The sequence below is a fragment of the Streptomyces sp. NPDC097595 genome (assembly GCF_044761525.1).
GTDB classification, from domain to species: domain Bacteria; phylum Actinomycetota; class Actinomycetes; order Streptomycetales; family Streptomycetaceae; genus Streptomyces; species Streptomyces drozdowiczii_A.
Genome location: NZ_JBIWCN010000019.1, coordinates 129,057 through 141,245 on the forward strand (window position 1 = coordinate 129,057; position 12,189 = coordinate 141,245).

General features: G+C 72.8%; 9 protein-coding genes. 4 read left to right on the plus strand and 5 right to left on the minus strand.

Going from position 1 to position 12,189, the window contains the following annotated elements; translation table 11 throughout:
- Window positions 1-229 precede the first annotated feature (229 nt).
- Window positions 230-2,308 carry an alkaline phosphatase family protein gene (locus tag ACIQZN_RS26815; protein WP_403998812.1) on the plus strand — a complete coding sequence of 693 codons (2,079 nt, stop codon included), beginning with the start codon at window positions 230-232 and terminating at the stop codon, window positions 2,306-2,308.
- A gap of 39 nt (window positions 2,309-2,347) precedes the next feature.
- On the opposite strand, the gene ACIQZN_RS26820 is transcribed toward ACIQZN_RS26815, so the two are convergent.
- Together ACIQZN_RS26820 and ACIQZN_RS26825 are read right to left on the minus strand one after the other, a co-directional pair.
- Window positions 2,348-6,082 carry a S8 family peptidase gene (locus ACIQZN_RS26820; protein WP_403998815.1) on the minus strand — a complete coding sequence of 1,245 codons (3,735 nt, stop codon included), beginning with the start codon at window positions 6,080-6,082 and terminating at the stop codon, window positions 2,348-2,350.
- Window positions 6,083-6,172: 90 nt separating this feature from the next.
- Window positions 6,173-6,988 carry a serine hydrolase domain-containing protein gene (locus tag ACIQZN_RS26825; protein WP_403998818.1) on the minus strand — a complete coding sequence of 272 codons (816 nt, stop codon included), beginning with the start codon at window positions 6,986-6,988 and terminating at the stop codon, window positions 6,173-6,175.
- Window positions 6,989-7,079: 91 nt separating this feature from the next.
- Here ACIQZN_RS26825 and ACIQZN_RS26830 point away from each other — a divergent pair, with 91 nt between their 5' ends.
- Genes ACIQZN_RS26830 through ACIQZN_RS26840 form a run of 3 tightly spaced genes read left to right on the plus strand, consistent with a single transcriptional unit; the run spans window position 7,080 to window position 9,049 of the window.
- Complete coding sequence (locus ACIQZN_RS26830) at window positions 7,080-7,541, plus strand: MerR family transcriptional regulator (protein WP_391265077.1); 462 nt, start codon at window positions 7,080-7,082, stop codon at window positions 7,539-7,541.
- Window positions 7,541-8,557: an aldo/keto reductase gene (locus ACIQZN_RS26835; RefSeq protein WP_403998822.1), complete on the plus strand. Its 1,017-nt coding sequence runs from the start codon at window positions 7,541-7,543 to the stop codon at window positions 8,555-8,557. The genes ACIQZN_RS26830 and ACIQZN_RS26835 overlap by 1 nt, the downstream gene beginning before the upstream one ends.
- Window positions 8,558-8,602: 45 nt before the next feature.
- Window positions 8,603-9,049: a VOC family protein gene (locus tag ACIQZN_RS26840; RefSeq protein ID WP_403998825.1), complete on the plus strand. Its 447-nt coding sequence runs from the start codon at window positions 8,603-8,605 to the stop codon at window positions 9,047-9,049.
- Between the two features lie 5 nt (window positions 9,050-9,054).
- Here the strand turns inward: ACIQZN_RS26840 and ACIQZN_RS26845 are convergent, their stop codons facing one another.
- The 3 genes from ACIQZN_RS26845 to ACIQZN_RS26855 form a co-directional block, all read right to left on the minus strand.
- On the minus strand, window positions 9,055-10,107 hold the full coding sequence (locus tag ACIQZN_RS26845; RefSeq protein WP_403998828.1) for an alpha/beta hydrolase: 1,053 nt from the start codon (window positions 10,105-10,107) through the stop codon (window positions 9,055-9,057).
- 151 nt (window positions 10,108-10,258) lie between these two features.
- Entirely contained in the window at window positions 10,259-10,942 is a 684-nt protein-coding gene (locus tag ACIQZN_RS26850; RefSeq protein WP_403998831.1) for a response regulator, read from the minus strand.
- Between the two features lie 13 nt (window positions 10,943-10,955).
- Window positions 10,956-12,173 (minus strand): sensor histidine kinase, encoded by a 1,218-nt coding sequence (locus ACIQZN_RS26855; protein ID WP_403998834.1) that lies wholly within the window; start codon window positions 12,171-12,173, stop codon window positions 10,956-10,958.
- Window positions 12,174-12,189 lie beyond the last annotated feature (16 nt).

Sequence of the window (12,189 nt, forward strand, 5' to 3'; positions counted from 1 at the left end):
TCCGGGACCGGCGGCCAGCGTCCCGGCAAGACCGGCCGACCGGCCAACGGGGCACGACTTTCGGCTATCACCGTGCGGGATCTCGACTGCGTGCCGGGGCCATGTAAATCTGCCGGTGCCTCAGGAATACGTCCTCGGTTCGCCCGCCGTTCGTACCGGCGGCCTAGTTTTCGCAGGCGCGCAGACGTCCCTCCCCCTTGTGAACGACTCTCCCCCCAGAGGTGCCCCGATGACCCTTCAGATCAGCGAGACCCCGTGTTCGGACACCGCGGCCGACGACACCGGCGAGCTCACGAATGAGATGCGCATCAGCCGCCGCCGGATGCTTCAGACGGCCGCCGTCTCGCTCGGCGCCCTCGCCGCGGGACCGGTCGCGGAAGCGGTCGGCGGGGCGCAGGCCGAGGCGGCCGGATACCGCCTGCCCAGAGGCTTCAAGGGCGATATCTCCGACCTGAAGCACGTGGTGATCCTCATGCAGGAGAACCGTTCCTTCGATCACTACCTCGGCCAGCTGAAGGGGGTGCGCGGCCACGACGACAAGCAGGTCCTGACGTTCCAGGACGGCACCAGCGTCTTCCAGCAGCGCGACGCCACCGGCGCGATCGTGGCGCCCGCCGTCTCGACCGCCACCTGGAGCGACAAGCACAACTTCTACGGTGCCAACGGCGGGCGCTGGAACACCTGGGTGCAGGACAAGGGCGACCACTGCATGTGGTACTACACGCCCGACTACATGCCGTGGATGTACTCGCTCGCCTCGCAGTACACCGTCTGCGACATGAACTTCTGCTCGCTGCACGGGCCCACCATCCCCAACCGCTACTACCTGATGAGCGGCGCGGCGGGCGGCGAGACGACCAACGCGGGCCAGAACGACTACACCCGCCGCTGGACCACCGTCCCCGAACAGCTCCAGCAGGCCGGCATCGACTGGCGGGTCTACTCCGACAACAGCGGCAACGGCGTCGGTGGCAGCCTCCAGAGCGGGTACGTCGGCGAGTACGGCTGCAACGTCACCAACAGCTTCGCCGCCTTCGACCCCCGCACCGCCGACCCGGCCGAGCTCGAACCGGGCACCGGCAAGGTCTGGAAGGCCAACTCCTTCGTGTACGCGGGCGCCACCACGCCCAACGACGACTCCGACGCCAACCTGGACGCCGTCCTGCGCGACCTGATCGCCGCCTGCGAACCCGGCGCCGAACACCCGCTGCCCGAGGTGTCCTGGGTGGTCATGCCCGCCGCCTGGAGCGAGCACCCGGGCTTCGACACGGTGCACGGCGAGCGGTACATGAACAAGGTGCTGAAGACCCTCCAGAGCAACGAGGACATCTGGAACCACACCCTGGTGATCATCACGTACGACGAGAACGACGGAAAGTTCGACCACGTCCTGCCGCCCCGCCCGGAGGCCGGCACCCCCGGCGAATTCTCCGGCACCACCCCGTACGGCTTCGGGCCCCGCGTCCCGATGGTGCTGGTCTCCCCGTGGACGCGCGGCGGCTACGTCGCCTCGGAGGTCTTCGACCACACCTCGACCGTGAAGTTCCTGGAGACCTGGGCCGCGCACCTGGGCAAGCCGTTCACCTGCCCGAACATCACCCCGTGGCGCCGCTCCATCGCCGGCGACCTGACCAGCGCGATCGACTTCGCGCACCCGCGCCCCGGCCCCGTCGTCATCGCCGACCCGGTCACCGGCACCCCGCCGCGGCCGCCCCGCGACCGGATGGAGCCGCGCGGCCTCTCCTACCACCCGCACGCCGTGCTCACCGAGGACCGGGCCGCCGGCACGGTGACCGCCGCCATGACGCTCACCGGCGGTCCGGAGGGCAAGGCGGTGAGCCTCCAGGTCTTCCCCGACCGGTACCTCCCGTTCGACAACACCCCGCACACGGTGAGCGCGGCGGCCCCGCGCACCTACACCTGGGACACGACCGCCACCGACGGCCGGTACGCCTTCTCGGTGTACGGCCCCGACGGGTTCCTGCGCTCCTTCGCCGGGCAGCTGCTCCCCGAGGACGCGAGCACCCGCCACATCGGCCTGCCGCGCGTGGAGCCGCGCCTGGTCCGGGGCTGGCGGCCAGTGGTCCGCCTGGCGCTGCACAACGACGGCCGCCACCCGGTCCGCTACACCCTGGAGGCCAACGACTACGCGGGCGGCACCCGCAAGGTCACCGTGCCCGGCGGCCACTCCGCGGTCGTGGACTGGCCCACCGAGCACGGCTACTACGACGTGGTCCTCACCGCCGACACCGGCACCGGCTGGACCCAGCGGTACGCGGGCCGGGTGGCGACGGTGAACGACCGCTGACGGAAGGGGCGGGCCCGGCCAGGGGCCCGCCCCTCGGCGCTACTTCAGACCGAACGCCCGGATGACGTCCTGGCTGACCTTCAGCCCGTCCGGCCCCTGGGCGGTGGCCCGCAACGACACCCAGCCGCCCCGGTGGCGCGGGGTGTCGAGGGTCGTCCGCCACTGCCCGTCGCCGGACCGCTTCAGCGTCACCGGCCGCCAGGTCTTCCCGTCGTCGTACGACACCTGGAGCGTCGCCCCGGTCGCCGCGACCCCGCTGGTGTAGCTGGACGAGCTCAGCCCCAGCTCCACCCGGCTGCCCGCGCGGACCTGGCCGAGGAGGTCGGTGTCGACGTCGTAGCCGAGGTCGAGGACCGGGATCTCCTGCTTCGGAGTGCCCTGCGGCGGGGCCTTCGAGCGGAACGTCCACGTGGTGTCCGTCGCCGTGGACGCGGCCCAGGTGCCGTTGTCGCGGTCCATCCTGAGCGAGAGCGTGTACTCCTGCTCGGCTCCCGTCAGACCGGTGGAGTAGCCCGCGTAGCTGCCCTTGGCCACCACCGTGCCGCCCTGCCGGAGTTCGGAGGCCGCGGTGCCGCCGGGCGACCGGGCGATGTGGCCGTCCGAGCCGCCGGACCAGGCGGGCACGCTCCAGGAGATCCCGTTGCTGGTACGGCTCGGCCGCCACAACCCCTCGCCGAAGCGGGGCGCGTTGACCGGCTTGAACCAGTCACCGGGGTAGCGCTTGCCCGCGCTGTACGTCTGCCCCGGCGCGACCTCCAGAACGGAGTCGGCGCCGAGCGAGCTCAGCGTGAAGCGGTGGTCCTCGTTCCACACACCGAGCCCGGTGGGCGCGGGCGTGAGGTAGTCGGTACGCGTGGCGGGGTAGCCCTCCTTCTGCGTACTGCCGACGCCCTGGCCCCAGGCCGGGGAGAAGATGCGGTGGCCGGTGCCCTCTCGCGTTCCGGCCTCCTTGCGGAGTGCGTAGAACGACGTGTCCACGCGGGCGAGTTGACCGCTGTCGGGGCGGTAGACCAGGTCCCGGTCCGGAATCGAGCCCTTCTGGTACTGCAGCAGGTCGTACTGATACTCCGGGTAGCTGTGCTGGTTCAGGCTCAGGACGCCGAAGCCGGTCTTCGCCTCCTTGATCAGGCGCGCCCCGTCCGCGCTGCCCGTACTGGCCAGCGTCAGGCCGTGGTTGTCGCCGTACGTCTCGTACAGCCGCCCCAGCTGGTCGTCCACGGTGATCAGCATGGCCGCGCCCGCGTCGGCTGCGGCCTGCGCCCGCTCGTCGGGGCTCGACGTGCCGCGGTCCACGACGACCGCGCGGCCCTTCGCGTGCAGCCGGGCGTAGTCGGCCGGCGTGCCGGCGCCCGCGTAGACGGTCCGCAGCAGCCGGAAGCCGTCGTGGTGGGCGGAGCCGTCCTGCGCGGTCAGCTCGACGGAGTGGCCGGTGAGCGTGGTGGCGTCGAGGGACTTCTGCCTCAACTGCCAGTGGACCATCAGGTCCTGGACGCCGCCCTCGGACTGCGAGTTGGGTGAGATATACAGCTCCGTGTACGCCCTGTCCAGGACGAACGCCGAACCGATGGCGCCCCCGCCGGTGAGGCTGCGGCGGTACTGGACGACTGTCTGCGCGTTCTCCGTCTCGCGCGGCGCGACCGCGCTCACCCGGCGGGCCTTCGTGGCGTCGAGGCGGGCCGTCGCGTCGCTGTGGCCGGGGCCGACGACGACGTCCGGGGCGACGAGCACGGCCATCCCGAGGGCGTCCGGATCGTCACCGTTCACGTCCAGGAAGCCGAACGCGCTGTACGTGCGGGCGGGGAGGCGCAGCGTGGTCTTCCCGTAGACCTCCACGAAGCCGGGGACCGGGTTGCCGGGGAAGGTCAGCGCGACCGTGCCGGTGGCGGGCTTCCCGTCCCGGCCGGTCAGCTCGATGGTGTAGTCGTACGCCTCGGGCTCCTTGAAGAGCGCGTACGAGGTGTGCGCGACGGGTGCGCCGGTCGCGTGGTCCACCGCGGTGACCAGGCCGGACAGCAGCGTCGTAGGCGTGGAGACGGGCAGGCCCGTCGGGTCGATCCGGAGCGTGACATCGGCGGACCCGCCCGCCGGGACGGTCACCGACGAGTCGGACAGGGTCGCGGTCGAGCCGGTGGTGTCCGTGCTCAGATCCAGGGTGACGCCGGCCGTTCCCGTGTTGCGGTACGTGATCGTCCGGTCGACCGGTGCCGCGTCCGCGTTCGGCCACTTGAAGGCCGCGGCCGCCACGGAGCCGGGCGCCTCGATCGTGGACTCCACGGCCGCCGTCACGTCCATGCGGCCGGTGCCCTGCTGGTAGGGCCTCAGGCCGTCGAGCTTCTTCGAGGTGGACATCAGGGCGTTCTTGATCCGGTTCGCGTCCCAGTCCGGGTGCGCCTGGTGCAGGATCGCGGCCCCGCCCGCCACGTGCGGCGTGGCCATGGAGGTGCCGCTCATCGACTGGTACATCGACGCGCCCTCGGCCGGATGCGCCGCCGCCGCGCTGATGCCCACGCCCGGTGCGGAGATGTCCGGCTTGATGGCGTACGAGCGCGCGACCGGCCCCTGGCTGGAGAAGCCCGCCCGGGCGTCGCGCTGGTCGACCGCGCCCACCGTGAGCGCGGCGGCCGCGGCTCCCGGCGAACCGATCGTGCCCACCGAGATGTTGTTCCCGGCGGCGATCACGAAGAGCGGGCCGCCGTCGGCGGACAGCCGGTCGACGGCCTGCGAGAGCGGGTCGGTCCCGTCGGACGCGCTGTTGGTGCCCAGGCTCATCGACACCACGTCGACACCCTGCTCCGCGGCCCACTCCATCCCGGCGAGGATGCCCGACTGGCTGCCTTCGCCGGCGTCGGACAGCACCTTGCCGACGTACAGCTTCGCGCCGGGCGCGACGCCCTTCTCCTTGCCGCCGGACGCCGCTCCCGATCCGGCGATCGTGGACGCCACATGCGTACCGTGGCCGTGCCGGTCGTCGGCGGTCTCACCCGGTACGAAGCTCTTCTCGGCGGCGATCGCGTCCTTGAGGTCCGGGTGGGTGGCGTCGATCCCGGTGTCCAGGACGGCCACCTTGGTGCCCGTCCCGTCGAACCCCTTCGCCCAGGCCTCGGGGGCGCGCACCTGGGCGACCGAATCGCTGAGCGCCGCCTCCACCTTGGCGTCGAGCCACAGCTTGCCAATGCCGCTGCCCGCGTCGAACCCGCGCGCCTTCGCCGGGGCGGAGGGGGCGGCGGCCGGGGCGATGTCCTTCCAGAACGTGCGCCCGTGCCCGGCCTCGGCCTTCATCGCCGTGGCGTCCACCGCGTCGAACCTGCGCACCTTCGAGGTCCCGGCCGGTGCGGCGGGCGGCTCGGCGGTGCGCCCCTGCGGCGCGGTGGCGATCACCGGGATGCCGCCGGAGCGGGCGTCGTCGTAGCCCATGGCCACCAGACCGGTGACGTCGAACAGCTGCGCGTCCAGCTTCCCGGAGGCGATGAGCCCCATCGCCTCGGTCGGGATCACATAGGTGTGGTGGCCGTAGCTCTGCACGCTCACGCCGCCGTGGCCGCCCGGGGCCCGGTCGACGGTGACGTCGTCCTGGTCACCGGGCCGGTCCGTGTAGTGGACCACATCCCCGGTGACCAGGGTGATGTCGTGGGCGGCCTGCCGGGCCGGCGCGGGGGCCGCCGTCGCCGTGCCGTGCGCGGAGGCCGGCGGGGAGACCAGCAGCGCGCCGCTGAGCGCCAGCGCGGTCGCGGTCGCCGCCGGGAGATACCGGAGTCTGTGTCTGGGTCGCGTCATGGAGGGGGTCTGCGCGGCCGCGGACCCCGGCAATCACGGTCCCGCTGGCGGGACTGCGTCATGGCGTGAGCTCGTCAAGGCACGGGGCCGTCAGCCTGCCAGCTCCGCCAGGACCGCGTCCGTGAACGCCGGCCACACCTCGACCGCCCACGGGCCGAAGGCCCGGTCGGTGAGCGCGACGCAGGCCGCGCCCGCCGCCGGGTCGACCCAGAGGAAGGTGCCCGACTGCCCGAAGTGGCCGAAGGTCGCGGGGGAGGAGGAGGCCCCCGTCCAGTGCGGGGACTTGGAGTCGCGGATCTCGAAGCCGAGGCCCCAGTCGTTGGGGTTCTGGTGGCCGTAGCCGGGAAGGACGCCCTTCAGGCCCGGGTGGACCACGGTCTGCGCGGCGGCGACCGTGCGCGGGTCGAGGAGGCGGGGGGCCTGCACCTCGGCGGCGAAGCGCGCGAGGTCGGCGACCGTGGAGACGCCGTCCTTGGCGGGGGAGCCGTCCAGGGTGGTCGCGGTCATCCCGAGCGGTTCCAGGACCGCCAGTCGAACGTATTCCGGGAACGGGATCTCGGTGGCCTTCGCGATGTGGTCGCCCAGCACCTCGAAGCCCGCGTTGGAGTAGAGGCGCCGGTTGCCGGGCGGGGCCATCACCCGGTGCTCGTCGAACGCCAGGCCGCTGGTGTGGGCGAGGAGGTGGCGCACGGTCGAGCCGTCGGGGCCCGCCGGTTCGTCCAGCTCCACGGCGCCCTCCTCGTACGCCACCAGCGCCGCGTAGGCCGCGAGCGGTTTGGTGACGGAGGCGAGCGGGAAGCGGTGCGCGGTCGGGCCGTGCGTACCGGCGACCGCGCCGTCCGCTCGTACGACGGCCGCCGCGGCGGTGGGGACGGGCCAGTTCTCGATCATCGCCAGGCTCTGCATGCGTACGAGAGTAGATTCCAGGTCCCACCTGTCGGAAACCGCACCCGGTCATGCTTGCTTCGAGTGCACTCCAAGGTCTTAGCGTGGGGGCATGACCGTGATGGAGACCACCGCGAGCCGGACCGACCTCTGCGCCTCCGCCCCCTCGGGGCACCCGCGCCCCGACGGGCAGGACCGCTACACGATCAGCGAGGTCGCCGCGTTCACCGGCCTGACCGCCCACACCCTGCGCTGGTACGAGCGGATCGGGCTCATGCCGCACGTCGACCGGTCGCACACCGGCCAGCGCCGCTTCAGCAACCGGGACCTCGACTGGCTCGCCTTCGTCACCAAGCTGCGGCTGACCGGGATGCCGGTCGCCCACATGGTCCGGTACGCCGAGCTCATACGCGAGGGCGACCACACCTTCGAGGAACGGCAGGAACTGCTGGAGGCGACCCGCCGCGACGTGAAGACGCGGATCGCGGAGCTCCAGGACACCCTGGCCGTACTGGACTACAAGATCGACTTCTATGCGGGCGCCCGTAGGGCGCCGGAAGGGCCCAGTGCCTGATGACTGACAACAAGATCGCCACCGTCGAACTCGGCCGGGGCGGCCCCCGCGTCGGGGTCCAAGGCCTCGGCTGCATGGGCATCAGCGAGTTCTACGGCGACACCGACGAGGTTTCGGCCCGCGAGACGCTGGAAACGGCGCTGGCGGCGGGCGTCACCCTGTTCGACACCGCCGACATCTACGGCAGCGGCGCCAACGAGACCTTCCTCGCGCCGTTCGTCGGGGCGCACCGCGACGAGATCACCCTCGCCACGAAGTTCGGCATCGAGCGGCGCGAGGACGACCCCGACTACCGGGGCGTCAACAACAGCCCCGCCTACATCCGCAAGGCCGTCGAGGCGAGCCTGCGCCGCCTGAACACCGACGTCATCGACCTGTACTACATGCACCGCCACGACACCGCCGTCCCGTTCGCGGAGTCCGTCGGCGCCATGGCCGAGCTGGTCCGGGAGGGCAAGGTCAAGCAGCTCGGGCTCAGCGAGGTCACCGGCGCCGAACTGCGCGAGGCGCACGCCGTGCACCCGATCGCCGCCCTCCAGTCCGAGTGGTCCCTCTTCAGCCGGGACGTGGAGCGCAGCGCGGTGGCCGCGGCCGCCGAACTGGGCGTCACGGTCGTGCCGTACTCGCCGCTCGGCCGGGGCTTCCTCACCGGGTCCTTCGCGGACGCCGGCAAGGAGCTGGCCGCGGGCGACTTCCGCGCCTCGCAGCCCCGCATGACCGGCGAGAACGCGAAGACCAACGCGGCGCTCCTGGAGCCCGTCCACAAGATCGCCGCCGCGCACGGGGCGACCGCGGGGCAGGTCGCGCTCGCCTGGGTCCAGCAGCGCGCCCAGGTCCACGGCATCACCGTCGTGCCGATCCCGGGCACGCGCAAGAGCCACCGCCTCCTGGAGAACGTGGGCGCGACCCGCCTCACGCTCACCGACGACGAGCTGGCCCTCCTCGAACCGGTCGCCGGGCAGGTCGCCGGCGACCGCTACCAGGACATGAGCCTGACCTCCCTCGCACGCGAGTAGCGCGGAGTAGCGTCCGTACGAGGAAGCGACAGAGGAGGCAATCGCATGGCGATCAAGCGGATGGACAACGTAGGCATCGTGGTCGAGGACCTGGACGCGGCCGTCGCGTTCTTCCAGGAACTCGGTATGGAGCTGGAGGGCAAGGGCGAGGTCCAGGGCGGCTTCGCCGACCAGTGCACCGGCCTCGAAGGCACCCACTGCGAGATCGCCATGCTGCGCACCCCGGACGGGCACAGCCGCCTGGAGCTGGCGAAGTACCTCAGCCCCGCGCTGATCGACGCCCCGCGCGACCGGCCGCACAACGTGCTCGGCACGCACCGCGTCATGTTCGCCGTGGACGACATCGAGGACACGGTCGCCCGGCTGCGCCCGCTCGGCGGCGAAGTTGTCGGCTCCATCGCCCGGTTCGAGGACACCTACCTGCTCTGCTACCTGCGCGGCCCGGACGGCGTCATCGTCGGGTTGGCGGAGGAGCTGGGCGGGAAGAGCTAGGTCCTTCAGCGCCGGGCGTACGCGCCTTCGGCGATCGCCGCGAAGGCGCTGAGCGACTGGGTGCCCGGAGCGAAGTAGCCGGTGTGCCCCTCCGCGTCGCCGGCGGGGACCCGGCGGGCGCCGAACCCCGGCGACGCGGGGTCCGCGCCGTGGCCGAGCCCGGCGAACTCGACGTGCGGGACCTTGCCGATCCAGTCGCCGGGGTCCTTCGCCGCCCACACCCGCGCCCCGGTGCGCAGCCCGGCCACGCTGTCCGCGCGCATCCCGGGGGAGCCGAGGACCACCAGGTCGGCGACGCGCAGCCGGTGCGCGGCCAGGCCGCAGACGACCGAGCCGTAGCTGTGGCAGAACACCGTGCCGACGGGCACCCCGGCCGCCTCCAACCCGTCCGTGAACCGGGTCAGCCGCGCGGAACCGGCCTCCGCCAGCGTCCCCCGCGCCGCGTCGAGCCCGAGGCCCACCGGTGTGGTGTACCCGGCCCAGGCGATCACGGCGGTGCCCGGACCCGTACGGGCGTACAGCGACCTGGCCATGCCGGCCGGGGTGCCGTACACATCGGTCGTACGGTCGAAGGTTCCGGCGTCGATGTCGGACCCGGGCACCACCACGGACACCCGCCGGGCGCTCGCCAGGTCGCCGAAGACCTCCGCGACCTGGCCCCGGCCGCGCGGGTCGAACGCCAGGAAGCGGCGGGCCGGGTCCTCGGCGAGGTGGGCGTAGCGGGGGTCGTGGGACGCCTTCAGGGCAAGGGCGTTGGCGCGGTAGCGCACTTCCACGGGGGCGCCGTCGAGGTTGCCGACGACGAGCGGGTGCCTTACGGCCAGGGTCTGTTGCTCGGTGTCCGTGAGACGCGCGAAGAACCGGGCCGCCTCGGCGGGCGAGTCCCGCTCCGGGTCGGGCAGTTCGCGGCCCAGCGTGCGGTCGGCCCGCCAGGAGGCCGTGCCCGGCGGCGGGCCGGTGACCGCCTGCTGGGTGTTGCCCGCCACCCAGCCCGCCGTCCCCGACACCACGGTGACCGCCAGCGCGGCCGCGACCAGGCTCCTCGCGTAACGGCGCATCCGCCCCGCCCTCCCTCTCCGGCCCAAACCGGCCGGTCCCCGCACGCCGTTCGGCGCGACGGGAGGAGGGTAGGAACGCGGTGGGCGCGCGGGCGTCACACCGGGGAGCCAACTGCCCTGTGCTACCCGGGTAGGGGGTGTGCCGGGTGCGTCAGGCGGAGCCGGGCACGACGAGCCCCGCCTCGTACGCGAAGATCACCGCCTGCGCCCGGTCGCGCAGGGACAGCTTCGCCAGGACGCGCCCGATGTGCGTCTTCACCGTCTGCTCGGCGAGCACCAGCTTCCCGGCGATCTCCCGGTTCGACAGGCCGCGCGCGATGAGTTCCAGGACCTCCGTCTCGCGCGGCGTCAGCCCGTTGAGCCGCAGCGCGGCGCCGCCCCGGGCCGCCGCCGAGGGCCCCTGCTTCGCGAAGTCGGCGATCAGACGGCGCGTCACGGACGGCGCGAGCAGCGCGTCACCCGCCGCCACCACCCGGACCGCCGCGATCAGGTCCGCCGGTGGCGCGTCCTTCAGCAGGAAGCCGGACGCCCCGGCCCGCAGCGCCTCGTACACGTAGTCGTCCACGTCGAACGTGGTCAGCATCAGCACCCTGGGCACATGGACCACGCCCGGCGGCGGGTCGAGCAGCTCACGGGCCGCCGCGAGGCCGTCCATCTCGGGCATCCGGACGTCCATCAGGACCACGTCCGGGTGGACCCGGCGGCTGACCTCGACGCCCTGGCGGCCGTCCGGCGCCTCGCCGACCACGTCGATGTCCGCCTGCGCCGCCAGCAGGGCCGCGAAACCCGCCCGCACCATGGCCTGGTCGTCGACGATGATCACACGGATGGGCACGGTTCCTCCGGACTCAGGGGGCGTCGTCGGGCCCGGCGGGGGACAGCGGCAGCCGCGCGGCGACCCGGAACCCCCCGTCCGGCAGCGGCCCGGCGTCCAGTGAGCCGCCCGTCAACCGTACGCGCTCCCGCATCCCGACCAGGCCGTGGCCCGTTCCCGCCGACTCCAGCGGTGAAACCGGCTGCTCCGGAGGTTCGTTGACCACCAGCACCGTCAACTGCCCGCCGTCCGAAGTGACCGAGACCCGCGTCCGTGCGCCGGGCGCGTGCCGCACCACATTCGCCAGCGCCTCTTGAACGATCCGGTACGCAGACAAGTCAACGGCCGGCGGTACGTCACCCATATCGGCGGCCAGCGACAGTTCGGCGGGAAGCCCCGACCGCACCGTCGCCTCCACCAGCTGCTGCAAGCGGTCGATCCCCGGCTGCGGGGCCCGCTCGCCCTCCGCGCCGTCACCGCGCAGCACCACGAGCAGCCGCCGCATCTCGGCCAGCGACTCCCGCGCGCTCGCCGCGATCGTCCCGAACTCCTCGCGCGCCTCGTCCGACAGCTCGGCGAGCCGGTAGGGCGCGGAGTCCGCCTGGACGGTGATCACGGACATGTGGTGGGCGACCACGTCGTGCAGCTCCCGGGCGATCCGGGCCCGCTCCTCCAGCAGCGTCCGCCGGGCGCGCTCCGCCTCGCTGACGGTCTCCTGCTCGGCGAGCCGGCGCTGCGCGACGCGCCGTTCCCGTACGGCCGCGCCGATCACCAGCACCACGGCCGAGAACAGCGGCAGCAGCAGCGCGGAGCCGTTGCTGCGGTCCGCGAGGACCAGATGGAGGAAGAGGCTCGCCGCCCCGGTCGCCAGCCAGACGGCGACGAGCACCCGCCGGGACCTGCGCAGAGCCAGCGCGAGGAGCAGGAAGAGGTACGCGATCAGCGGCGCGGGCGGCCACGGCCACACGTCGTACTCGCGGGCCGGCTGCCCCATGATCACCAGCGCGCCCGCGATGTCCGCCGGGAAGACGATCCACCAGGCCCACAGCGGCCGGTGCGCCATCAGCAGCAGGGGCCCGGCCTGGGTGACGGCGAGGGTGGTGGCGGCCGCGCCGCCCAGCCCGTACTGATCGCGGAGATTGGCCAGGGTGACGGGGAGGAAGAGCACCGTCAGCGCGACGGCGGCGGTCTGCGGCAGGAATCTCGTCCAACGCCGCGAAACGGGGGCGGCAGCGGGTATCGGCTCGGTCATCCCGGGCGGCCGGCGG

Excerpts from the sequence above, each read along its gene's own strand:
- ACIQZN_RS26855 (WP_403998834.1), bottom strand. The coding sequence starts at position 12,173 with ATGACCGAGCCGATACCCGCTGCCGCCCCCGTTTCGCGGCGTTGGACG.
- ACIQZN_RS26840 (WP_403998825.1), top strand. The coding sequence starts at position 8,603 with ATGGCGATCAAGCGGATGGACAACGTAGGCATCGTGGTCGAGGACCTG.
- ACIQZN_RS26820 (WP_403998815.1), bottom strand. The coding sequence starts at position 6,082 with ATGACGCGACCCAGACACAGACTCCGGTATCTCCCGGCGGCGACCGCG.
- ACIQZN_RS26830 (WP_391265077.1), top strand. The coding sequence starts at position 7,080 with ATGACCGTGATGGAGACCACCGCGAGCCGGACCGACCTCTGCGCCTCC.
- ACIQZN_RS26835 (WP_403998822.1), top strand. The coding sequence starts at position 7,541 with ATGACTGACAACAAGATCGCCACCGTCGAACTCGGCCGGGGCGGCCCC.
- ACIQZN_RS26825 (WP_403998818.1), bottom strand. The coding sequence starts at position 6,988 with ATGCAGAGCCTGGCGATGATCGAGAACTGGCCCGTCCCCACCGCCGCG.
- ACIQZN_RS26815 (WP_403998812.1), top strand. The coding sequence starts at position 230 with ATGACCCTTCAGATCAGCGAGACCCCGTGTTCGGACACCGCGGCCGAC.
- ACIQZN_RS26845 (WP_403998828.1), bottom strand. The coding sequence starts at position 10,107 with ATGCGCCGTTACGCGAGGAGCCTGGTCGCGGCCGCGCTGGCGGTCACC.